The sequence below is a fragment of the Variovorax sp. DXTD-1 genome (genome assembly GCF_003984625.1).
Classification (GTDB): domain Bacteria; phylum Pseudomonadota; class Gammaproteobacteria; order Burkholderiales; family Burkholderiaceae_C; genus Variovorax.
On record NZ_RWKH01000001.1, the window covers coordinates 296,101 to 316,964 of the forward strand.

At 67.2% G+C, this 20,864-nt stretch carries 20 protein-coding genes and 1 pseudogene; 10 read left to right on the top strand and 11 right to left on the bottom strand.

The features are described from left to right. Positions 1-1,164, bottom strand: coding sequence for an acyl-CoA dehydrogenase family protein (locus EJI00_RS01400; RefSeq protein WP_126745673.1), 1,164 nt, complete (start codon positions 1,162-1,164; stop codon positions 1-3). Between the two features lie 106 nt (positions 1,165-1,270). Between EJI00_RS01400 and EJI00_RS01405 the strand changes: the two genes are divergently transcribed. Genes EJI00_RS01405 through EJI00_RS01415 form a run of 3 tightly spaced genes read left to right on the top strand, consistent with a single transcriptional unit; the run spans position 1,271 to position 6,133 of the window. Continuing rightward, positions 1,271-3,598, top strand: a complete 2,328-nt coding sequence (locus tag EJI00_RS01405) for an acyl-CoA dehydrogenase (RefSeq protein WP_126745674.1) — start codon at positions 1,271-1,273, stop codon at positions 3,596-3,598. A 45-nt stretch (positions 3,599-3,643) separates the two neighbouring features. After that, entirely contained in the window at positions 3,644-4,633 is a 990-nt protein-coding gene (locus tag EJI00_RS01410) for a Bug family tripartite tricarboxylate transporter substrate binding protein (protein ID WP_126745675.1), read from the top strand. A 3-nt stretch (positions 4,634-4,636) separates the two neighbouring features. Then, the gene (locus EJI00_RS01415; RefSeq protein ID WP_126745676.1) at positions 4,637-6,133 is read left to right on the top strand and encodes a class I adenylate-forming enzyme family protein; all 1,497 of its coding nucleotides are present in this window, start codon (positions 4,637-4,639) and stop codon (positions 6,131-6,133) included. A 21-nt stretch (positions 6,134-6,154) separates the two neighbouring features. On the opposite strand, the gene EJI00_RS01420 is transcribed toward EJI00_RS01415, so the two are convergent. Continuing rightward, positions 6,155-6,571, bottom strand: coding sequence for a nuclear transport factor 2 family protein (locus EJI00_RS01420; protein ID WP_126745677.1), 417 nt, complete (start codon positions 6,569-6,571; stop codon positions 6,155-6,157). A gap of 213 nt (positions 6,572-6,784) precedes the next feature. Here EJI00_RS01420 and EJI00_RS01425 point away from each other — a divergent pair, with 213 nt between their 5' ends. Both EJI00_RS01425 and EJI00_RS01430 read left to right on the top strand, forming a co-directional pair. After that, entirely contained in the window at positions 6,785-6,964 is a 180-nt protein-coding gene (locus tag EJI00_RS01425; protein ID WP_126745678.1) for a DUF3606 domain-containing protein, read from the top strand. A 214-nt stretch (positions 6,965-7,178) separates the two neighbouring features. Further along, the gene (locus EJI00_RS01430) at positions 7,179-7,856 is read left to right on the top strand and encodes a hypothetical protein (RefSeq protein ID WP_126745679.1); all 678 of its coding nucleotides are present in this window, start codon (positions 7,179-7,181) and stop codon (positions 7,854-7,856) included. Here EJI00_RS01430 and EJI00_RS01435 read toward each other — a convergent pair. After that, the gene (locus EJI00_RS01435) at positions 7,802-9,082 is read right to left on the bottom strand and encodes a DNA topoisomerase IB (protein ID WP_126745680.1); all 1,281 of its coding nucleotides are present in this window, start codon (positions 9,080-9,082) and stop codon (positions 7,802-7,804) included. The genes EJI00_RS01430 and EJI00_RS01435 overlap by 55 nt on opposite strands. A gap of 121 nt (positions 9,083-9,203) precedes the next feature. On the opposite strand from EJI00_RS01435, the gene EJI00_RS01440 reads away from it, so the two are divergent. Then, entirely contained in the window at positions 9,204-10,286 is a 1,083-nt protein-coding gene (locus tag EJI00_RS01440) for a purine-nucleoside phosphorylase (RefSeq protein ID WP_126745681.1), read from the top strand. A 6-nt stretch (positions 10,287-10,292) separates the two neighbouring features. On the opposite strand, the gene EJI00_RS01445 is transcribed toward EJI00_RS01440, so the two are convergent. Continuing rightward, the gene (locus EJI00_RS01445) at positions 10,293-10,985 is read right to left on the bottom strand and encodes a TIGR02117 family protein (RefSeq protein WP_126745682.1); all 693 of its coding nucleotides are present in this window, start codon (positions 10,983-10,985) and stop codon (positions 10,293-10,295) included. A 12-nt stretch (positions 10,986-10,997) separates the two neighbouring features. Then, the gene (gene dinB / locus EJI00_RS01450; protein ID WP_409513999.1) at positions 10,998-12,188 is read right to left on the bottom strand and encodes a DNA polymerase IV; all 1,191 of its coding nucleotides are present in this window, start codon (positions 12,186-12,188) and stop codon (positions 10,998-11,000) included. 175 nt (positions 12,189-12,363) lie between these two features. Here dinB and EJI00_RS01455 point away from each other — a divergent pair, with 175 nt between their 5' ends. Next, positions 12,364-13,203, top strand: a complete 840-nt coding sequence (locus EJI00_RS01455) for an RNase A-like domain-containing protein (protein WP_126745684.1) — start codon at positions 12,364-12,366, stop codon at positions 13,201-13,203. Between the two features lie 19 nt (positions 13,204-13,222). Here the strand turns inward: EJI00_RS01455 and EJI00_RS01460 are convergent, their stop codons facing one another. Further along, positions 13,223-13,846 carry a hypothetical protein gene (locus EJI00_RS01460; RefSeq protein WP_126745685.1) on the bottom strand — a complete coding sequence of 208 codons (624 nt, stop codon included), beginning with the start codon at positions 13,844-13,846 and terminating at the stop codon, positions 13,223-13,225. Positions 13,847-13,940: 94 nt separating this feature from the next. Between EJI00_RS01460 and EJI00_RS01465 the strand changes: the two genes are divergently transcribed. Further along, positions 13,941-14,501 carry a putative glycolipid-binding domain-containing protein gene (locus EJI00_RS01465; RefSeq protein ID WP_126745686.1) on the top strand — a complete coding sequence of 187 codons (561 nt, stop codon included), beginning with the start codon at positions 13,941-13,943 and terminating at the stop codon, positions 14,499-14,501. Positions 14,502-14,521: 20 nt separating this feature from the next. Here EJI00_RS01465 and EJI00_RS01470 read toward each other — a convergent pair. The 4 genes and pseudogenes from EJI00_RS01470 to EJI00_RS01485 form a co-directional block, all read right to left on the bottom strand. Continuing rightward, a pseudogene (locus EJI00_RS01470) lies at positions 14,522-15,711 on the bottom strand (MFS family transporter). 253 nt (positions 15,712-15,964) lie between these two features. Continuing rightward, positions 15,965-17,122 carry an alpha-hydroxy acid oxidase gene (locus tag EJI00_RS01475; protein WP_126745687.1) on the bottom strand — a complete coding sequence of 386 codons (1,158 nt, stop codon included), beginning with the start codon at positions 17,120-17,122 and terminating at the stop codon, positions 15,965-15,967. Positions 17,123-17,258: 136 nt separating this feature from the next. Continuing rightward, positions 17,259-18,143 (bottom strand): LysR substrate-binding domain-containing protein, encoded by an 885-nt coding sequence (locus EJI00_RS01480; protein ID WP_126745688.1) that lies wholly within the window; start codon positions 18,141-18,143, stop codon positions 17,259-17,261. Positions 18,144-18,169: 26 nt separating this feature from the next. Next, positions 18,170-18,772 (bottom strand): TetR/AcrR family transcriptional regulator, encoded by a 603-nt coding sequence (locus EJI00_RS01485; RefSeq protein ID WP_126745689.1) that lies wholly within the window; start codon positions 18,770-18,772, stop codon positions 18,170-18,172. A gap of 97 nt (positions 18,773-18,869) precedes the next feature. Here EJI00_RS01485 and EJI00_RS01490 point away from each other — a divergent pair, with 97 nt between their 5' ends. Both EJI00_RS01490 and cynS read left to right on the top strand, forming a co-directional pair. After that, complete coding sequence (locus EJI00_RS01490; RefSeq protein ID WP_126745690.1) at positions 18,870-19,292, top strand: DUF1348 family protein; 423 nt, start codon at positions 18,870-18,872, stop codon at positions 19,290-19,292. Between the two features lie 59 nt (positions 19,293-19,351). Further along, complete coding sequence (cynS, locus tag EJI00_RS01495; RefSeq protein ID WP_126745691.1) at positions 19,352-19,795, top strand: cyanase; 444 nt, start codon at positions 19,352-19,354, stop codon at positions 19,793-19,795. A gap of 36 nt (positions 19,796-19,831) precedes the next feature. On the opposite strand, the gene EJI00_RS01500 is transcribed toward cynS, so the two are convergent. Continuing rightward, positions 19,832-20,584, bottom strand: a complete 753-nt coding sequence (locus EJI00_RS01500) for an SDR family oxidoreductase (RefSeq protein ID WP_126745692.1) — start codon at positions 20,582-20,584, stop codon at positions 19,832-19,834. Positions 20,585-20,864: the final 280 nt, after the last annotated feature.

Sequence of the window (20,864 nt, forward strand, 5' to 3'; positions counted from 1 at the left end):
TCAGAACGAGCGCGGCAGGCCGAGCATGTGCTCCGCCACGTAGCTCAGGATGAGGTTGGTCGAGATCGGCGCGACCTGGTACAGCCGCGTCTCGCGGAATTTGCGCTCGATGTCGTATTCGCACGCAAAGCCGAAGCCGCCATGGAACTGCAGGCAGGCATTCGCCGCTTCCCAGCTCGCCTTGGCCGCCAGGTACTTCGCCATGTTGGCTTGCGCGCCGCAGGGCTGGCGCGCATCGAACAGGCGGCAGGCTTCATAGCGCATGAGGTTCGCGGCTTCGATCTCGATGAAGGCTTCGGCAATGGGGAACTGCACGCCCTGGTTCTGGCCGATGGGCCGGCCGAAGACCACGCGCTCCTTGGTATAGGCCGTGACCTTGTCGATGAACCAGTAGCCGTCGCCGATGCATTCGGCCGCAATGAGCGTGCGTTCGGCATTGAGGCCGTCGAGGATGTACTTGAAGCCCTGGCCTTCTTCGCCGATCAGGTTCTCGGCCGGGATCTCGAGGTTTTCGAAGAAGAGCTCGTTGGTCTCGTGGTTCACCATGTTCAGGATGGGCCGCACCGTCATGCCGTTGCCGATGGCCTCGCGCAGGTCGACGATGAAGATCGACATGCCTTCGGACTTTTTCTTCACGTCCGCCAGCGGCGTGGTGCGTGCCAGCAGGATCATCAGGTCCGAGTGCTGGATGCGCGAGATCCACACCTTCTGCCCGTTGACGACGTACCGGTCGCCCTTCTTCACGGCCGTGGTCTTGATCTTGGTGGTGTCGGTGCCCGTGCTGGGCTCGGTCACGCCCATCGACTGCAGCCGCAGCTCGCCGGTGGCAATGCGCGGCAGGTAGTTGCGCTTTTGCGCCTCGCTGCCGTGGCGCAGCAGCGTGCCCATGTTGTACATCTGGCCGTGGCAGGCGCCGGAGTTGCCACCGCAGCGGTTGATTTCTTCCATGATCACCGAGGCCTCGGTGAGCCCGAGACCGGAGCCGCCGTACTCCTGCGGAATGAGCGCGGCCATCCAGCCGGCCTTGGTGAGCGCATCGACGAACTCGGCGGGGTAGCCGCGCGCTTCGTCGACCTTGCGGAAATACTCGTTGGGAAATTGCGCGCACAGGTCGCGCACGGCGTCGCGGATATCGGAAAAACGGGTGTCGTTGCTGCTGTTCATCCACCGAATCTATGCCTCTCCCGCGCGAGGCGGTTCTGTGATTGCGAAACCCTCCCTTCGCCAAATGCAAATGCCGCGCGAGGGGGTGTTCTGTCACGCTGCGGCGATGGACACCGAATCACTCTCTGCCATACGCGAAGCCGCGCTCGATTACTTCGTTCGCAGCCGTTCCATCCAGCGCCGGCGCGAGCGCATGGAACACCCCGATGCCGGCGAGACGCAAGGCTGGAGCGCGCTCGCCGAACTGGGCTGGACCGGCATGCTGGCGCCTGAATCGGCCGGCGGTCTGGCCCTGGGCCTCACGGGTGCCGCGCAAATACTGCGGGCGGCCGGCGAGCACGTCGCCCCCGAACCGCTGCTGGCGGTGGCGGGCCTCAGCGCGCTGCTGCTGGCGCGGCTCGAATCGAAGAGCGCGCAGCCGCTGCTGGCGGACCTCGTGGCCGGCCGCAGCCTGCCCGCATTGGCTTGGCAGGAGAGCGCGGGCGACCTGAGTGCCGTGCCGCTGGCATGCGGCTGCGAGCCGCGCGCGGGCCATGCGGGCGGCGTGCTGCTGCAGGGCGAGAAGCTCATGGTGGTGCCCGGCGCGGCGGCCAGCGGCTGGCTGGTGTCGGCGAGGGGCAGCGACGACGCGGTGCTGCTGTGGGTGCCGCGCGGCACCGCCGGCGTGAGCGAAACCCTGATGCCGCTGGTGGACGGCAGCCAGGCCGCGAGCCTGCGCTTCGAACAGGTGGAGTTGCCGTCCGAAGCGGTGCTGGCGGAAGGCCCCGCTGCGCAGGACGCGCTGCGCCATGCGCTGGCTGCCGGACAGATCCTGCAGGCCGCCGAGCTGCTGGGCGTGGGGCAGGCCATGCTCACCCAGACGCTGGCTTACCTGCGCACCCGCTCGCAGTTCGGCAAGCCCATCGGCAGCTTCCAGGCGCTGCAGCACCGCTGCGTGGACATGTTCATTCACCTCGAGGTGGCGCAAGCCACGTTGGCGGAGGTGCTGTCGCTCGCCAGCCAGGGGCTCGCGGCCGACCGGCTCGAAGCCGAGGCAAGCCGCGTGAATGCCCGCTGTACCGCCGCGGCGCTGCAGGTTTCGCGTGCGGCCGTGCAGTTGCATGGCGCCATCGGCTACACGCAGGAGTGCGACCTGAGCCTGTACTACAAGCGCACGCTGTGCCTTTCGGCGTGGCTCGGCAATGCCGCTGCGCACCAGCGCCGCCATGCCATGCTGGCTGACAGCGGGGAAGCACGAACGGGCATGGCCGATTGGGAGGGCGAGTTTCCGCGCACCGCTGCCTGGAGCGAAATGCCCGAAGCGGATTTCCGCCGCATGGTGCGCGGCTTTCTGCAGCAGCGCTATCCGCAGCAGTTGCGCTACCTTTCGCACCGGGCCCGCTGGAGCGAGATACGCGACTGGTATCTCACGCTCTCGGCGCAAGGCTGGATCGCGCCGGCCTGGCCCCAGGCGCATGGCGGCATGGGCCTGCCCGCCGACAAGCTCATTGCATGGATCGAGGAGCTCGAGCAGTACGGCGTCGCGCGCACGCCAGACCAGGGCATCGTGATGATCGGCCCACTGTTGATCCAGCACGGCACGCCCGAACAGCAGAGCCGCTTTCTGCCGCGCATATTGAGCGGCGAGCATGTGTGGTGCCAAGGCTATTCGGAGCCCAACGCCGGCTCCGACCTGGCCGGGCTGCGCACCGAGGCCGTGGCGGGGCGCGATGCAGAGGGCGACCACTTCATCGTCAACGGCCAGAAGATCTGGACCACGCTCGCGCAGGACGCCAATCACATCTTCATGCTCGTGCGTACCGACAAGGCCGCGCGCAAGCAAGAGGGCATCAGCTTTCTGCTGTGCGACCTGCGCACGCCGGGCATCACGGTGCGGCCGATTCACACGCTTTCGGGCGAGCCGGAGTTCTGCGAGGTGTTCTTCGACAACGTGCGCGTGCCGGCCGAAAACCTGGTGGGCAAGCTGCACGGTGGCTGGACCATTGCCAAGGCGCTGCTGGGCTTCGAGCGCATCTTTCTCGGCAGTCCCAAGCAGTCGCAGTACGCACTCGGCCAACTGGCGCGGCTTGCGCAGGCGCGGCGCCTTTTTGCAGACCCGGTGTTCGCGCAGCGCTTTGCAGCACTGCGGCTCGACGTGCTCGACCTGTCGGCCGCCTACACGGGCTTTGCCGACATCGTGCGCGCGGGCAAGCCGCTGCCTGCATCGGTGTCGCTGCTGAAGATCTGGGCCAGCGAAACCTATCACCGCATTGGCGCAATGCTGATCGAGGCCGGGGAAGAGCAGGGCGCCGTGGCCGGCGACCAGGTGCTCGACGGACAGACCTTCAACGTGCTGTCGCCGCTGATCGGTTCGACGGCCGCAATGATCTATGGCGGCACCAACGAGATCCAGCGAAACATCCTCGCGCGGCAGGTGCTCGATCTGCCTGTTTGAGCCGGTTGCGTTCGCCCAAGAAATAAACAACAGGAGACAAAGCCAATGGAAACCACGGACTTCACACGGCGGCAAGCCGTCGCCGCGCTGGCAGGCAGCGCACTGCTGGCCGCACTGCCTTCGCGCGCCTTCGCACAGCCACAGCAGCTGCCGCCACTCATCAAGCTGGTGGTCGGCTACTCCGCGGGCGGGCCGGTGGACGGCGCGGCGCGCCTGCTTGCGCCCGCGCTGGGCCAGGAGCTCGGCACGCAGGTCATCGTGGAAAACCGGCCCGGCGCCAGCGGCTCGGTAGGTGGCGACGCGGTCGCCAAGGCTGCGCCCGATGCCGCAATGCTGTTCTTCGGCGCGAGCCCGACGATCACCATCAACCCGAACATCCAGCGCAAGATGCCCTTCGACCCGATGAAGGACCTGACGCCCATCGCGCCGCTGGTGGACTACACCAACGTACTCGTGGTCAACAAGGATCTGCCGGTGCACAGCGTGCCCGAGCTGCTGGCCTACGCGAAGGCGCGCCCTGGCAAGGTGTTCTACGGCTCGGCGGGCATCGGCGCCTCGAACCACCTGAGCGGCGCGCTGCTCGAGAAGATGGCCGGCGTGCAGCTGACGCATGTGCCGTACAAAGGCAGCGCGCCCGCGCTGGCCGACGTGATGGGCGGCACCGTGACGATGATGTTCGACATCATCGCCACCTCGCGCCCGTTCATCCAGTCGGGCAAGCTGCGCGCGCTGGCGGTCACATCGCGCCAGCGCAACCGCATGCTGCCCGAGGTGCCGACGATGATCGAATCGGGCGTGGCCGGGTATGACGTGGGCGGATGGTTCGGCCTGTACGGCCCCGCGCGCATGGACCCGTCGCTGGTCGGCCGCCTGAATGCGGCCGCGCAGAAGGCCATGGCACGCGAGGACATCGCCAATCGCCTGCGCGAGCAGGGCTACGAGGTGTGGACGGGTGCTGCGGAACTGCTGGCCACCAAGGGCCAGGCCGACCGGAAGCTCTGGGCCATCGCGTCCAAGGGCATCGAGGCGGAATAGCCGATGGTACCCACGCGAATCCACGAGCTGCTCGAAGAACGCGCATCGCGCTCGCCCGAAGCGGTTTTTCTTTTCGGGCCCGCGGGCACCGTGTCGTATGCGGCGTTGCAGGCCATGGCAGAGGCCGCCGCCCAAGACCTGCTGGCGGCTGGCGTGCGGCCGACCGACCGCGTGCTGCTGGTGGCCGAGAACTGCGTCGCGCACATTGCGCTGATCATGGCGTGCAGCCGTGTCGGTGCCTGGTCGTGCGGCGTCAATGCGCGCATGTCTCCGGGCGAGATCGCGGCCATTGCCGAGCGCGCGGATGCGCGTGTGTGCTACCTCACCACGGGCGCCTCGGACGCCGCGCTCCAGCATGCGAGCCGCGCCGGCGCAGTGCCGTCTGCACTGCCGGGCGTGATGCGATCAGCCGTCCGCGCCGAGGCCCGACTGGAGGCCGACCCCGCGCTGGCGGATGCGGCTGCCATCATCTTCACATCCGGCACCTCGGGCACGCCGAAGGGCGTGATGGTGTCGCACCGCGGGCTGCTGCATTTCGGCCGCGTGTCGGCCCGCGTGCGCTCACTGAACGAGCGCGATCGGGTTTACGCCTTCTTGCCGATGACGCACATCTTCGGCATTGGCACGGTGCTGATGGCCGCGCTCACCGGCGGCGCTGCGCTGGTGCTGCGCGCCAGCTTTTCGCCCGCCGACATGCTGCAGGCACTCGCGCATGAGCAGGTGTCGAACCTGCTCGGCCCGCCCACCATGTATGCGCGCCTGCTGGCGCACGTCGAGGCGGAGCGCGTTGCGATTCGCTTTCCGGCGCTGCGCTACGTCTACACGGGTTCCGCGCCGCTCGACCTGGGGCTCAAGCAGCGCGTCGAGGCGCTGTTCGGCCAGCCGCTGCACTATGGCTACGGCCTCTCGGAATACGCGGGCTCGGTGTTCCTGACGCGCGTCGAAGCTCCGCGCGCGGACACGGCCGCGGGCTACGTGGTGGAAGGCGGCGAGGCACGCATCGTCGACTCGGGCGGCAACGATGTCGCGCCGGGTGAGACAGGCGAAATCTGGCTGCGCGGCCCCGGCCTCATGCTGGGCTACTTTCGCGATGCGGCGGCCACGGCGCAGGTCATGCGTCCGGGCGGCTGGTATGCGAGCGGCGACCTCGGGCGCTTCGATGCGGACGGCGCACTGTTCGTGGTCGGCCGGCTCAAGGAAATGATCATCCGCTCGGGCTTCAACGTCTACCCCGCCGAGATCGAAGCGGTGATCGGCCGCTTCGACGGCGTGCACCTTTGCGCGGTGGTGGGTGTGCCCGAGGCGGACGGCAACGAGCAGATCGTCGCCTTCGTCGAAATGAAGCCCGGCGCGGTGCTGGAGGAGCCCGCTCTGCGCACGTACCTGGCCGAGCATCTGTCGCCCTACAAGCGGCCGGCGCGCATCGAGGCGATCGGCGCCATGCCGACCACGGCCAATGGCAAGGTGCTCAAGCGCGAACTGCAGGCGCGCTGCAGATAGCGGCCTTGTGCGCTGCATGCATCAGCCGAAGATGCAGGCGTGGCCTTTCTGCGTATCCATGTACTCGCGCATGCGGGCGATGCGCCCGTCCCGGAGTTCGAAGATGAAGCAGTAGTCGTTGTCGTACTTTCTGCCGTTCGCAAGCAGGGCCTGCAAGCGCAGTTCGACGATCACGGTGTTGCCTTCGCAGTACCTGCTGCGGAAATCGACGGTGACATCGGAGACGAAAAGCTTCGGGAACATCTCGGCCAGAAAGTGCACGACGGCCTTCTGTCCGATCATGTGGTCGGGAATGCCAAGCGCCAGCGCAGTGGCGTTGCGCTGCGGCGCGAGCCACTCGGCGTCTTCCGTGAACCAGGCGGCAATGCGTGCCGCATCGTGGCTTGCGAAGGCCTTCCATGCGTCGGAAACGGTGCGCTTGTTCTGTTCGGGGGTCATGCGGTATTCAGTGCGGGAAGTGATCGAGCGCTGAAGATAGGTGCGAGGCCATCGCCGCGCGCGCCGCTTCCGGACATCTCCAACGCCGACGGTCCCGTGCGGCACTGGACTCCTGTTCGGACTTTTCCTGCATCGAGCCGCGCCGCCGTCCTCCAGTGCCGTGCAGAAAAGGAGCGCATCGTGTGTGCTTCGATCAAGGAGCATCCAACCACCATGGCAGACGATCCCAGCAAGCGCGGCCCGCAAGACCGGAGCCGCATCAACGTGAACGAGCCGCACGAGGTGCGCTACTGGACCCAGACCCTGGGCGTGACCGAGGCGCAACTGCGCTCAGCCGTCGCAGCCGCGGGCGTGGAGGTAAAGGACGTGCGGGTCTACCTCGGCAAACCGTAGCCTTGCGTCCACCCCGAAAACCTGGTTTCTCCAATGCCCAAAGCGTAGGCACGCTCCTACACCCGCTGAAGAAGGCGGGGCCGATACTTGTGGACTTTCCTTCGCTCAGGAAGCGCAAAGTGAACGTGCCCATTGCCGTCCCCCGACCTGCAGGCCGCAGCCGTCTGCCGGCCTGTCCACAAAACGAGGCGAAGCCCTTGGGCGCCGCCGTGCAATGAAGGCCTCGCCAGGAGCCCGCAGCTGGATCGCCGCCGGCGTCCGCCATGAATTGCTCACTCGCGCGTTGCCGGCATTGCGGCACGACATGGCGGCGCCGGTCTCGGTCATCCGCATGGCATTGCTCATGCTCAAGCGCCAGGTCGGCGCCACGCCCATCGACCCCTCCGCCTGCGAAGAGCGCGTGGCGCTTATCGACAACCAGGTGTCCGAGCTCGTGGAAGGCATCCGCTCGCTGCGCGACTGGGAATTGGCCACGGCGGATGACGGCATCACGCGCAGCGCGCTGGTGGCGCAATGCGTGGGCCTGATGCGCGCGGCCTTCGACATGCACGGCGTGACGCTGGATGTCGACCCCGCGCTCGATCCGCTCGAGGGCGAACCCCGCAGGCCGCAGGGAGCCGCATTGCGCTATCTGCTTCTCGGCGGGCTCGGCTATCTGCACGACAGCGTGCCGGAGGCCGGCGCCATACGCATCGATGCCGATGGGGCTGACGCGCTTCGCTTGAGTGCCTTGCCGCGCGAATCCGGGGGCGTGAGCCCGGTGCTCGGTGCGCATCGTGCGCCGCGCGCCTTGGCCATCGACGCCATTGCGCTGCAAAGCCTGGCCGAAGACCTGGGCTACACGGTGGCGCTGGAACGCGACAGCGTTCGCTTCTCGCTCGCCACGGGCTGAGCAGGCCTTTGCCGCGCCGGCGGGCGCCGCGTGGGCCGGGGCGCCGCCGTCGGGCTGCCTTTGCCGCTCGCCTTCCGTGCTTTCGATGCCTCGCGCAGTTCGCGTGCCAGCCGTTGCCGGTGCGCCCGCAAGAAGGCGAGCAGCCGCTCCTCCGCGGCGTGGAGCCCGCGCGTGCGCCGGGCCGCGGTGCGGGCCGACATCTTTCGCAGCACTTCCGCCGACTCGTCTTCTCCATCGCCCGCAAGCGCGCTGCCCAGCGCCAGCACCGCGGGGTGCACATAGGCCTTCTTGCACACCGCGGGCGTGTTGCCCAACTGCTTGGCCACTGCTGTCAGGATTTCCTTGGCGCTGTAGCGGCTGCCGTCGGCGGCGGTCCGGCCCGGTTCGCAGGCCAGCCGCGTGAGCTCCAGCGCCTGCACGGTGCCATGCCAGGTCCTGAAGTCCTTGGCGGTAAAGCGCTCGCCCGGCGATGCTTCGGCGAGGTAGTCGTTCACGTCGGTGGACGACACGCTGCGCAGCTCGCCGTCCTCGTCCTGGTACTGAAAGAGCGCCTGGCCGGGCAGCTGCTGGCATTGGCGCACCACCTTCGCCACTCGCGGATCGTCCAGCAGGGCTTCGTGCATGACGCCGCTCTTGCCGCGAAAGCGCAGCCGGAGCGCCGCGCCCTGCACGGCGGCGTGCCGGTTGCGCAGCGTGGTGAGGCCGTAGGAGCCGTTGCTGCTCGCGTACTCTTCATTGCCCACGCGCAGCAGCGTGGTGTCGAGCAGGCGCACCAGCGCCGCCAGCACCAGTTGGCGCCCCGGCGCGGCGGCCTTGCCGCCCTCTTGCAGGTCGCGCGCCACGCGTGCGCGGATGCGCGGCAGCGCAAGCCCGAAGGCTTCGAGCCGCTCGAACTTGGTTTCGTCCTTGAAGAGCCGCCAGTCGGGATGGTAGCGGTACTGCTTGCGGCCCCGCGCATCGATGCCGGTGGCCTGCAGATGGCCGTTGGGCAGCGGGCAGATCCACACCTGCGCATAGGCCGGCGGAATCGCCAGCATGCGGATGCGCGAGAGTTCGTCCGGGTCGCGCACCCACTGCCCCTTTGCATCGCGGTAGCGAAAGCGGTCCCCGTGCTTCAGGCGCCGGATGCCGGGCATGTCGGGGTTCACATAGACCAGGCCGTTGGCGATCGGCGTCGGCTTGGAAGGCGGCGAGGACGGTGGAGACGATGTGGAGCGTGCCGGCATGTGGTTTGCTTGGTGAAGGTACCCAGCGCTTGTGCCTGCACCGACAATGGCCGCCTGTAGGACGCCGCAATCGCCGCTGGTGCGATGGAGGCGCTTTGTTCTTTCCTGGAGTCCCAAACAAATGATGTTCTTCCATCGGCCGTTCCCGTCCTCCTGCGTGCGCTGGCTCTCGGCTTGCAGCGCGGCGCTGCTTGTCACGGCCTGTGCTTCGCCGACCTCGCCTGTTTCGACCACTGCGCCCGTGCCCGCTGCGCGCTCGGCCGCCGCCACGGCCGCGCCCATCAAGGTGAAGGTCTTCGTCGCGGCCATGTTCGAGATCGGCCAGAACACAGGCGACCGGGCCGGCGAGTTCCAGCACTGGTACGAGCGCTATTGGAAGGGCGCCGCGCCGATGGCCGTGCCCGGCGCATTGCAGCCCGTGTATTGCAATGCCGACGGCGTGTGCGGCGCGGTGCTGGGCATGGGCAAGGTCAATTCCTCGTCGTCGATGCAGGCCATCCTGCTGAACCCGCAGTTCGATTTTTCGCAGGCCTACTACGTGATTTCCGGCGTGGCCGGCACGCCGCCCGCGCGCGGCACCATCGGCGAGGTGAGCTGGGCCACCTGGCTCGTGGACTACGACCTCGGCCACCGCTGGGCGCCCGAAGAGAACAAGCCCGGAGAGCCCACCTTCATGCCGCGCAAGGGCTACGAGGAATATCGCCGTTTCAAGCTCAACCCCGACCTCGTGGGCTGGGCGATGAAGCTCTCGTCCCATACGCCGCTCAAGGACTCGGACAGCGCACGCAAGTACCGGCTGCGCTACCCCGACGCGGCGGCGCGGCGCGCGCCCTTCGTGGGCACCGGCACCCACATGACGGGCGACACCTTCTTCCACGGACCCGGCATGTCGAAGCAGGCGCAGTACATCGCCAAGCTCTACGGCGCCGACGACTATGTGATCACCGAAATGGAAGCTGCCGCCATCACCCTCGTGATCAAGCGCACCCATGGCACCGACCGCGTGATGAGCCTGCGCGGCGCCGTCAACTTCGACCAGGGCAACCCGAAGGAAAGCACGCTGCAGCACCTGGACCCGGCCCCGGGCGAGACGGCCGGCGGCTTTGCCGAGACGGTGGAGAACATCGCGCTGGTGGGCACGCGCGTGGTGGACCACATCGTCGCCAATTGGCCGCAGTGGCAGGCCGGCGTGCCGAAGCCCTGAACGGGCTCAGGGCCGCACCGGCTGCAGGTGCCACGTCACATTGAAGTCGAAGGGCGTCCAGCGGCTCGCCTTGACCCCCGCCTGCCGCAGGCCCCGCCCGGTCCAGGTGTTGCAGGTCTCGAAGAGGTGGTAGCCGCCTTCGGCTTCGTAGAAGGCGTCGTCGTTGCCGTAGTGTGCACCGGCAATCGGCGTTGCGCGGCCTGCCGGCAGGGCGGCACGCACGTAGTTCGCGAGCTGTGCGTACTGCGCCTCGGAAAGCGGCAGGTGGAAGGCGTTGTGCCGCAGCTGCGCGCGGCGCAGGTAGGTGACATGCAGCAGGGCGCGGTTGCCGCCGAGCATGGCACCGAATGCGCGCGACACCGTCAGGTCGCCCCATGTCGGCGTGTTCAGGTAGAACTCGCGGTCGCCCCAGCCGATGGCGATGAACTCGGCATCGGCCGGCACGGCCTTGAAATGCGCGAGCGGGGAGAGCTGCCGCCAGTCGACGGTTGCCGAGCGGATCGGAAACACCAGGTCGGTGTGTACGCCGTTGCTCAAGACCCAGGCGGGCACTCCGGGCGTGTTTGCGGTGATTGCGTTTCGAGGCTCTGCGTTGGCGGGCCAGAACATCAGCGCACAGGCCGTGCCCACATAAAGCCCAGCCAGCAGCGGCAGCGCCAGCAGTGCAATGGCAATGCGCCGGGGCCAGCGGTTCGGCATCGAGCCGAGAACCTAGAAGAGCGACGCGGTGGTCGCCGCGTCCGCTGGTGCACGCGTGGCTCCCGCGCCGGAAGGCGCCATCGCCTCGGGGCTGCCCGCCTTTGCAAGCGCACCCACGCGCACGCCCAACAGGCGCAGCGGCCGCTCGAGCGGCACGCGCTTCAGGCACAGCCCGCCAATCTGGCGGATGGTCTTGCCGTCGGCGATGTAGCGGTCGATGGTCTGGTCGCGCGTGGCAATCTTGAAGTCGTCATAACGCAGCTTGATGCCGATGGTCTTGCCCACGTAGCCCTTGCGCTGCAGGTCTTCGGCCAGCTTCTCGCACAGGTGGGTGAAGATGGCGCCGAGCTCGGCGCGGTCGCGCACCGCATGCAGGTCGCGGTCGAACGTGGTTTCTCGGCTCATCGACACGGGCTCGCTTTCGGTCACCACCGGCCGGTTGTCGCGCCCCCAGGCCACCTCGTGCATCCACGCGCCGGTGGACTTGCCGAAATTCTGAATGAGCCAATCCCTGTCGCGCGCCGCGAGCTGGCCCACCGTCTCGATGCCGAAGCGCTTGAGCTTTTCGTCGGCCTTGGGGCCGATGCCGTTCACCTTGCGGCAAGGCAGCGGCCAGATGAGCGTCTGCAAGTCGTCCTCGTAGACGACCGAGATGCCGTTGGGCTTGTTGAACTCGCTCGCCATCTTGGCAATGAGCTTGTTGGGCGCCACGCCAATGGAGCAGGTGAGGCCGGTCGCGTCGAGAATCGCTTTCTGGATCAGCCGCGCGAGCGAGCGCCCGCCGTCGCGCTGGCCGCCGGGCACGTCGGTGAAGTCGATGTACACCTCGTCCACGCCCCGGTCTTCCATCAGCGGCGCGACCTCCCTGATGATCTGCTTGAAGGTGCGCGAGTATTTGCGGATCTCGTCGAAATCCACCGGCAGGATGATTGCCTGCGGGCACAGCTTGGCCGCCTTCATGAGCCCCATGGCCGAGCCCACGCCGAACTGCCGCGCGGGGTAGGTGGCGGTGGTGATCACGCCGCGGCCCGCGTAGTCCCTGAGGCGCGGAAAGGCGTCGACCGGAATGTCGGCCAGCGTGCCGCCCTCGGGCACATGGCGAATCGCCTCGTCCACGCTGCGCCGCCCGCCGCCGATCACCACCGGCAAGCCCTTGAGCTGCGGATAGCGAAGCAGCTCGACGGACGCGAAGAAGGCGTCCATGTCGAGGTGGGCGATGCGGCGGATCGGAGGCTTTGGCAAAGGCTGGGAACTCACGGGCCGATTGTCTCGCGGCCGGGCCGTATCTGCCCGCCGGCGTGTGCATGCCAGAATGCAGCGGACCGCGGTTTCGGCCGCCCGATGGCATCGAAAAGCATGGCAAGGAAAGGGAACTGGCATGAGTGACGAAGTCGAAGGCATGACCATTGCGCTGACGCCGGTGCAGATGGCCGGCGTTCTGGGCGGGCAGGACGTGCCCGAATCCGCCAGCCTGAGCAACCGGCTCTGGGGTACCGTCGGGCTGGTGGGCGGCGTCGTGGAACTGGTGGGCGCCGGCGTGCTCTGCCTGGCGCCAGAGCCCACGATGGTGACCAAGGCAGGCTGCGTGGTGCTTGGCGTTCACGGCTTCGATACCCTGGCCACCTCGGGCCGCCAGGTCTGGACGGGCACTCCGCAGCGCACCGCCACCGCCGTTACCGCCAGCTCGGCGGCCGAAGCGCTGGGCGCCTCGCGTGAAACGGCCGACGGTATCGGGCTTGCGGTCGATGTGGCGGTTCCCTTGGTCGTGGCCGCGGGCCTCGGAGCCGCCCGCATCATTGCCGTGACGCGCGGCGGCCGCATTCGCCTGGCCGAGCATGAAGCCGCCGCCGGATCGAGGCTCGGCGGGCACACCATGGCACGGCACGTCGGCCAGACCGACGCGCAACTGCTGGCCAGGGTGCGAACCGCCACCCGGCCGGGTCCCAAGGCCGTGTCTACCTTTGCCGACCTGGCCACGGCGGAACGCGCGATCACCGAAACGCTGCGCGCCAATGCAGCCGCCGTGCAAGCCTGGTCACGCAGTGCGGCCGCAGGCAGCAAGTCGCCGGAGCTCGAGCACGTGCTGGGTTATGTGGTGGGGCGGGGCGTGCAGTTCGGCAGCACGGCGGTCAACGACCTCTCGGCCGTGCGGATCATCCTGAAAATGGAAAGCTACAACGGCAAGCCGTTCTACATCCTGACGGCGTATCCGATCTGACCTTGCTCCGAGGGTTGCGCTAAGGAAGCGAAGGCACCTCGCCCGTGGTCCACACATCGGCGCCGAACTCTTTGGCAAGATGGGCCACGATCTTCACGGTGCGCTCGCGCAGCGGCGCAATGCGGGCCTGCAGGCCCGCCCGGGGCAGCGCAACGGCCTGGCCGGGGTCATCGTCGGAATCGGGGTCGCTTTGGCGGATGTAGAGCGTGCCGTTGCGAGCCCAGACCTCCACGGCCCAGCCCTGGTCCTGGTCGTCGTAGATCATGCCTTGGCCGTTGCCGGCTATTGCGGCAAGAAAATGGTCCATCGTGGCAAAGGTGTCGTACCAGGGGAACGACAGCTGAACGCCGGCTTCCTCGTTGTCCAGCTGCAGATCCATCCAGAAGTAGTGCCGCACCTGGCTGAGTGTGAGCGCGTGGCGGCGGGCCGCCGCAACCACCTGTGCGTAGTAGGCGGCAAGCTCCGCCTCGTGCCCCACCACCTCGCGGGTGCGCGCCAGCAAACGCTCGGCGCGCGGAAACCCGGGCAAGGCGAGCGGTTCGGCCGGCCCCCCCGAAACGGGACGGAACTCGTCCTGCAAATGAAAAGCGATCTCGGGCTCCAGCGAGTCGATCGGCTTGGCATGGGCGAACCAGGATTCCAATTGCGCGCTCCTCTGAATGGTCGGGCGTACGATGTTAGCTCGCCATGCACGACAAGGCTTGCCTGTTGCTCCCGCACGCGCCATCATCCGCGGCATGCAAACCGTCGCTTCCATCCTGTGGCGCAGGCTCGATGCACCGGGCCATGACGCCTGCCGCCTCGAACGCAACGCCACTGCATGGCAGCTCGACGGCGCCGCCGTATTCCGGCTCGAAGACCGCCGCATTGCGCAACTGCACTACCGCGTGCGCTGCGACCTGCACTGGCACGCGCAATGGGGCACCGTGCGCGGGTGGCTCGGCGCCGACGCCGTCGATTTGTCGATTGCCCGCGACGCGCGCGGGCATTGGAAACTCAACGACGAAGCGGTGCCGGACCTTTCGCATTGCGTGGACCTCGACCTTGGCTTTACGCCAGCCACCAACCTGCTGCAATTGCGCCGGCTCAATCTTGCACAAGGCGAAGGGGCCGATGCGCCGGCGGCCTGGGTCGACCTGGAGGGCGGCGTGCTGAGCGAGCTGATGCAGCGCTACGAACGCACCGCGAGCGATGAATACGCCTACGATGCGAAGCGCTTCGACTACGCGGCAACGCTGAGCGTCACCTCCGATTGCTTCGTGCGCGACTACCCCGGTCTCTGGATCGCCGAAGAGTAGCGCCGCGCGCGGGGGACGGGTCAGTGGTCGTGGTGCAGGTAAGCCGCCTGCCGCGGCAGGCGCAGGCTCACCAGGAACGCGATCACCATCATCGCGCTCACGTACCAGAAGAACGCCGATTCGTGCCCCAGCGACTTGAGGCCCAGCGCCACGTACTCGGCCGAGCCGCCGAAGATGGCGTTGGCGACCGCATAGGCCAGCCCCACGCCCAGCGCACGCACCTCGGGCGGAAACATCTCCGCCTTCACGATGCCGCTGATCGAGGTGTAGAAGCTCACGATCGCCAGCGCGACGATGATCAGCACGAAGGCCATCACCGGGTTGGTGGTGTGCTGCAGCGCCGTGAGAATCGGCACCGTGGCCAGCGCGCCGAGCCCGCCGAACAGCAGCATGTTGTTGCGCCGCCCGATGCGGTCCGACAGCGCGCCGAACACCGGCTGCATGCACATGTAGACGAATAGCGCGCCGGTCATCACGTAGCTCGCGGTCTTGATCGGCAGGTGCACCGTGTTCACCAGGTACTTCTGCATGTAGGTGGTGAAGGTATAGAAGATGAGCGAGCCACCTGCCGTGTACCCCAGCACCGTGAGGAATGCCGGCGTGTGGTGCTTGAACAGCCCGGCGATGGTGCCGGCCTCCTTGTTGGCCTTGGCCTCGGCGCTCTGGGTTTCGTGCAGCGTGCGGCGCAGCAGCAGCGCCACCACGGCAGCCACAGCGCCCACCACGAACGGAATGCGCCAGCCCCAGGCCTTGAGCTCGGCCTCGGTGAGCAGCTGTTCGAGCACCACGATCACCAGCACCGCGAGCAGCTGCCCGCCGATCAGCGTGACGTACTGGAACGACGAGAAGAAGCCGCGCTGCCCACGCAGCGCCACCTCGCTCATGTAGGTGGCGGTGGTGCCGTATTCGCCGCCCACCGAAAGGCCTGGAACAGCCGGCAAACCAGCAGCAGGAAGGGCGCCCACGCGCCGATCTGCGCATAGGTCGGCAAGAAAGCGATGACCAGCGAACCGCCGCACATCATCGTGACGGAGATCAGCATCGAGGTCTTGCGCCCGATCTTGTCGGCAATGCGCCCGAAGAGCCAGCCGCCGATGGGCCGCATCAGGAAGCCGGCCGCGAACACGCCCGCGGTGTTCAGCAGCTGCACGGTCGGGTCCGACTTGGGAAAGAAGGCCGACGCGAAGTACAGCGCCGAAAAGGCGTACACGTAGAAGTCGAACCACTCGACCAGGTTGCCCGACGAGGCGGCCATGATCGAGAAGACGCGGTGGCGCTTTTCTTCCGCCGTGTACTGGCGGGGAGGGGGTGCGGAGGCCGAAGGGCCTTCCGTGACAGGCGTGACTGCGCTCATGATGGGTTTTGCCGCCCGTGCGGGGCGATGTTGTTGGAAGCAACAATTTTCCGCACGCACGCATTTGCGCGCTGTCAGCCAGCGCCGCAAGCCTGTCGCCCGAGGGGGCTTAGAAGGTGCCCGGCAGCAGGATGCCCGAATCCACGTTCTCGATATTGGTGTGGCCGCAAAAGGCCATGGTGATGTCGAGTTCCTTGTGGATGATTTGCAGCGCGCGCGTCACGCCCGCTTGCCCATAGGCGCCCAGGCCATAGAGAAAGCTGCGGCCGATGAGCGTGCCGCGGGCGCCGAGCGCGCGCGCCTTGAGCACGTCTTGTCCGCTGCGGATGCCGCCGTCCATCCACACCTCGATGTTGCTGCCGACGGCATCGACGATGGCGGGCAGCGCCGAGATGGAAGAGGGCGCACCGTCGAGCTGGCGCCCGCCGTGGTTGGAAACGATGAGCGCATCGGCGCCGCTGTTGGCGGCCAGGCGCGCGTCTTCCTCGTCCATGATGCCTTTCAGAATCAGCTTGCCGCCCCAGCGCTTCTTGATCCATTCCACGTCGGCCCAGCTCAGCGCGGGGTCGAACTGCTCGGCCGTCCACGACGACAGAGACGACAGGTCCTTCACGCCCTTGGCATGGCCCGCGATGTTGCCGAAGGTGCGGCGCTTGGTGCCCAGCATGCCCAGGCACCAGTGCGGCTTGGTCGCCAGGTTGATCATGTTGGCGATGGTCGGCTTGGGCGGCGTCGAGAGGCCGTTCTTGATGTCCTTGTGGCGCTGGCCCAGGATCTGCAGGTCGAGCGTGAGCTGCAGTGCCGACACGTTCGCCGCGCGGGCGCGCTCGATCAGCCGCTCGATGAAGTCGCGGTCCTTCATTACGTAGAGCTGAAACCAGAACGGGTGCCGGCCGGTGTTTTCCGCAATGTCTTCCAGCGAGCAGATGCTCATGGTCGACAGCGTGAACGGAATGCCGAAAGCCTTGGCCGCGCGCGCACCGAGAATTTCGCCGTCGGCATGCTGCATGCCGGTGAGGCCGGTGGGCGCAATCGCCACCGGCATGGCCACGTCCTGGCCGATCATGGTGGAGCGCGTGGAGCGGCCCTCCATGTTCACCGCCACGCGCTGGCGCAGCTTGATCTTCTGGAAGTCGCTCTCGTTGGCGCGATAGGTGCCCTCGGTCCATGCGCCGGAGTCGGCGTAGTCGTAGAACATTTTCGGCACGCGCCGCTTGGCGACCACCCGCAGGTCTTCGATGCAGGTGATCTTGGAAAGGTCGGGCACGGGGAGTCTCCTGGATGGTCTCTGTTTTTCGATCGCGTGAGCGGGATGATGGGCAAGCTCCGCCGCGGGCCGAGTGTGGCGTCCGAAACGGACTTGGACCTGAAAAATACCCGGGCCGGACCTGAAAAGAATTCAGTCAGTCGCGCAGCGCCTGCCGCAACCATTCGACGAAGGTTGCGCACTCCCAGCGCTCCATCGCCCCCGGCCGCCAGCACAGGAAGTAGGCGTTGGGCGAGGGCACGCTCTCTGCCGAAAGCCGCACGAGGCGCCCGTTCTCCAGCCAGGCGCTGCCGAGCTTCAGGTGCATCAGCACCACGCCGAAGTCTTCGGCCGCCGCATCGAGCGCCAGGCCCAGGTCGTTGAACTGGTGGCCTGTGGCCGGCTCCGGCAGGCCGATGCCGCGGGCCTTGAACCAGGTGCGCCACGACTCGAGCGGCGTGCGCAGCAGCTGCACGCGCGAGGCCTCGGCATCCGTCGCAAAGCCGTCGAATGGCCCGTGGCGCTGCAGGTACGCCGGGCTGCAGGCAGGCGCGACGTCGTCGGCCAGCAATTGGCAGAACTCGCGGTCGTGAAAAGGCCCGGTGCCGAAGCGCAGTTCCAGGTCGGCCTCTTCGGCCGTCATGTTGCGCACCGGCATGGTCACCTGCAGCATCAGCTCGATGTTCGGATAGGCATCGCGAAACCGCGCGAGCCGGGGCAGCAGCATCTGGCGGGAGAACGTGGGCGTCACCGCCACCCGCAGCCGCCGCACTTGCGATGCGGGCTCGCGGCCAGGCACCTGCTGCAGCGCCGCAATGGCCTCGCGCACGCGGGCCAGGTAGGCCACGCCGTCGGCGCTCAGGCCGAAGTCGTTGCCTGCGAAAAGCTTGAGATCGAGTAGCGTTTCGAGCTGCCGTATGCGGTGGCTCACCGCGCTGGGCGTCACGCTGAGCTCTTCCGCCGCAAGGTTCACGCTGCGCAGGCGCGCCACGGCCTCGAAGGCCTGCAGGCCCTGCGTCGAGGGGAGTCGCGTGGAAGCCATGTGTGTTGCCGTGTCCGGAGCGGATGTTATCGGCTCGCGGCCGAGGCCGGCGCGGCCACCAAGGCCTCGAGCAGCCGGCGCAGATCGTCCACGGCTTCGCGCGCCAGGGCCGTGCCGCCCATCTGCGCCTTGACGATGGCGCCGTCCACCCCCAGCGCGGCAGCCTGCGCGAGCGCGATGCGCGAAGCAGCGCCAGCAGGCAGCAAGCCCGCGATGACCTCGACCATTTCGCGCTTGTGCTCGCGCGCGCGCTCGGCGGCGCCTTGCACGCTGCCGCCCACCTCGGCCACCGAGTTGATAAATGCGCAGCCCCTGAAGACCGGGTCGGCGAACCATTCGGCCATCACTTCGGGCAGCAGCAGCAGCGCCCCCGCACCACCGGCGCGTTCGTGTGCGCCGCGCCGGCCGAGCGCATCGACGAACCATGCCATCCACCGCGCATGGCGGTGATCGAGAAACTCGCGCACCAGGTCGTCCTTGGACGGAAAGTGCCGGTAGAAGGTGACCTTGGTCACGCCCGATGCCGCAATGACGCGGTCGATGCCCGTGACGCGAATGCCATCGGCATAGAAGAGGTCGTGCGCGGCGTGCAGGATGCGCTCGCGCGCGGGCAGTCCGGAGATGTCCATGGCTGTATTGTAGGCATGTAGACAGGTCTGTCTACATGTGGCACATTGCCGACCTTCGACATCTCTTCCTCCCTTTTTCATTCAACGAAAGACCGCCATGGAATCCCGCCCGCCGCTGCCGCCCTTCACCCTTGAAACCGCAACCAGGAAAGTGCAGGCCGCCGAAGACGCGTGGAACACGCGCGACCCGGTCCGCGTGAGCCTGGCCTACACGCCCGACACCGAATGGCGCAACCGCGCCGAATTCGTCAACGGCCGCGAACAGGTGGTGCAATTTCTCACCCGCAAGTGGGAGCGGGAGCACGACTACCGCCTGAAGAAGACGCTTTGGGCTTTCATGGACAACCGCATTGCCGTGCGCTTCGAGTACGAATGGCACGATGCGGCGGGGCAGTGGTTTCGCAGCCACGGCAACGAGAACTGGGAGTTCGCAGAGAACGGCCTGATGCAGCGGCGCTACGCGAGCATCAACGACCAGCCCATTCCTGAATCGGAGCGCAAGTTCCGCTGGGAGCGCTGAGCGTGCCCCGGCTCCCGGGCACGGGTGTTGCTTGCTAGTGCTGCAAGGAGCAAACCCGCATGAACCGCAACGACGTTACAGAGAAGATCATCACCGTGAAGGTGTCCAAGGGCATTCAATGGGCCGACGTGGCCAGGAAAGTGGGCCTCTCCAAGGAATGGACCACCGCCGCATGCCTGGGGCAGATGACGCTCGACGACAAGCAGGCGAAGATCGTCGGCAAGATCTTTGGCCTGACCGTGGAAGAGCAGAAGTGGCTCAAGGTCGTGCCCTACAAGGGTTCGCTGCCTACCCCCGTGCCGACCGATCCGCTGATCTACCGCTGGTACGAGGTGGTGAGCGTGTATGGCACCACCATCAAGGAACTGATCCACGAAGAGTTCGGCGACGGCATCATGAGCGCCATCGACTTCAGCATGGACATCCAGCGCCAGGCCGATCCGAAGGGCGACCGGGTCAATGTGGTGCTGTCGGGCAAATTCCTGCCCTACAAGACCTACTGACCCGCGGCCGTTCGGAAGTTCGGAAGACGCGGCCCCTCAGAACGCCGCGTGCTCGGCCGGCTTCGGCCGCCATGCCTGGCGCCGGGGCGCCGAGATGCTGCCGCCTTCGATGGCGCCGGCAATCGAGCGGGCCACGGCGTCCGGCGGCACCGCAATGCGCCGCCGCGTGACCATGCGCTCGAACGTGCAGCAGGCGGCGATGCGGTCGGCCAGCGTGTTGTGGTCCTCGCTCACGTCGGGGCGCACCACCGTCACGCGCACCCGCCCGGCATGCTCCTGCCGCAGCCCTTCGGAGATGGCGTCCACCGCGTACTGCGTGCCGCAATACACCGCCGAGTTGGGCGACACGCCGTGCGCGGGCACCGGCGCCACGTTCACGATGTGGCCCCAGCCCTGTTCCTGCATGGTCGGCAGCACCGCCGCAATGCCCAGCAGCACGCCGCGCAGGTTCACGTCGATCATCAGTTCCCATTCATCGATCTTGCGCGTCCACAGCGGCGAGACCGGCATCACGCCCGCGGCGTTCACCAGCACGTCGATGCGGTCGTGCTGCTCGAGTGCGAACTCGGCAAACGCTTCCACGTCGGGCCGGTAGGTCACGTCGAGCCGCTGGAAGCTTGCCGTTCCACCGGCCGCCGTGATTTCTTCGGCCAGTGCTTCCAGCTGGTGGGTGCGGCGCGCGCCGAGCACCACCTTGGCACCGCGCCGTGCCAAGAGCCGTGCAGCCGCTGCGCCAATGCCACCGCTTGCGCCCGTGATGAGGACGACTTTTTCCTGGATTGCGCTCATAAGAAACTCCTCGTGCTGGTCTGTGTGAACCATGGCGCAACGCTGCGCCGGCATGCTGACAAGTCTCGCGCCGATGGTGCCTCGGGCGTTAGACGAATCGAACGGCGTTCTTGCCTGATCCTGCAAAACGCGCGTCTTGGGGCTCAGCGCCGCGGTGTACTTTCGCGGTAAAGCACTATGCCGGCGTGGTACAGCATGTCGTCGCACCCCTGCGAGCGGTATCCGCTTCATGCCGATTTTTTGCCCAAATTTGCGAAAGTTCTGCGGAAGTTCTGCGGAA

What these genes read in the sequence shown, in the direction of transcription:
- EJI00_RS01400 (WP_126745673.1), bottom strand. Translation starts at nt 1,164, where the DNA reads ATGAACAGCAGCAACGACACCCGTTTTTCCGATATCCGCGACGCCGTG.
- EJI00_RS01405 (WP_126745674.1), top strand. Translation starts at nt 1,271, where the DNA reads ATGGACACCGAATCACTCTCTGCCATACGCGAAGCCGCGCTCGATTAC.
- EJI00_RS01410 (WP_126745675.1), top strand. Translation starts at nt 3,644, where the DNA reads ATGGAAACCACGGACTTCACACGGCGGCAAGCCGTCGCCGCGCTGGCA.
- EJI00_RS01415 (WP_126745676.1), top strand. Translation starts at nt 4,637, where the DNA reads ATGGTACCCACGCGAATCCACGAGCTGCTCGAAGAACGCGCATCGCGC.
- EJI00_RS01420 (WP_126745677.1), bottom strand. Translation starts at nt 6,571, where the DNA reads ATGACCCCCGAACAGAACAAGCGCACCGTTTCCGACGCATGGAAGGCC.
- EJI00_RS01425 (WP_126745678.1), top strand. Translation starts at nt 6,785, where the DNA reads ATGGCAGACGATCCCAGCAAGCGCGGCCCGCAAGACCGGAGCCGCATC.
- EJI00_RS01430 (WP_126745679.1), top strand. Translation starts at nt 7,179, where the DNA reads ATGAAGGCCTCGCCAGGAGCCCGCAGCTGGATCGCCGCCGGCGTCCGC.
- EJI00_RS01435 (WP_126745680.1), bottom strand. Translation starts at nt 9,082, where the DNA reads ATGCCGGCACGCTCCACATCGTCTCCACCGTCCTCGCCGCCTTCCAAG.
- EJI00_RS01440 (WP_126745681.1), top strand. Translation starts at nt 9,204, where the DNA reads ATGATGTTCTTCCATCGGCCGTTCCCGTCCTCCTGCGTGCGCTGGCTC.
- EJI00_RS01445 (WP_126745682.1), bottom strand. Translation starts at nt 10,985, where the DNA reads ATGCCGAACCGCTGGCCCCGGCGCATTGCCATTGCACTGCTGGCGCTG.
- dinB (WP_409513999.1), bottom strand. Translation starts at nt 12,188, where the DNA reads ATGGACGCCTTCTTCGCGTCCGTCGAGCTGCTTCGCTATCCGCAGCTC.
- EJI00_RS01455 (WP_126745684.1), top strand. Translation starts at nt 12,364, where the DNA reads ATGAGTGACGAAGTCGAAGGCATGACCATTGCGCTGACGCCGGTGCAG.
- EJI00_RS01465 (WP_126745686.1), top strand. Translation starts at nt 13,941, where the DNA reads ATGCAAACCGTCGCTTCCATCCTGTGGCGCAGGCTCGATGCACCGGGC.
- EJI00_RS01480 (WP_126745688.1), bottom strand. Translation starts at nt 18,143, where the DNA reads ATGGCTTCCACGCGACTCCCCTCGACGCAGGGCCTGCAGGCCTTCGAG.
- EJI00_RS01485 (WP_126745689.1), bottom strand. Translation starts at nt 18,772, where the DNA reads ATGGACATCTCCGGACTGCCCGCGCGCGAGCGCATCCTGCACGCCGCG.
- EJI00_RS01490 (WP_126745690.1), top strand. Translation starts at nt 18,870, where the DNA reads ATGGAATCCCGCCCGCCGCTGCCGCCCTTCACCCTTGAAACCGCAACC.
- cynS (WP_126745691.1), top strand. Translation starts at nt 19,352, where the DNA reads ATGAACCGCAACGACGTTACAGAGAAGATCATCACCGTGAAGGTGTCC.
- EJI00_RS01500 (WP_126745692.1), bottom strand. Translation starts at nt 20,584, where the DNA reads ATGAGCGCAATCCAGGAAAAAGTCGTCCTCATCACGGGCGCAAGCGGT.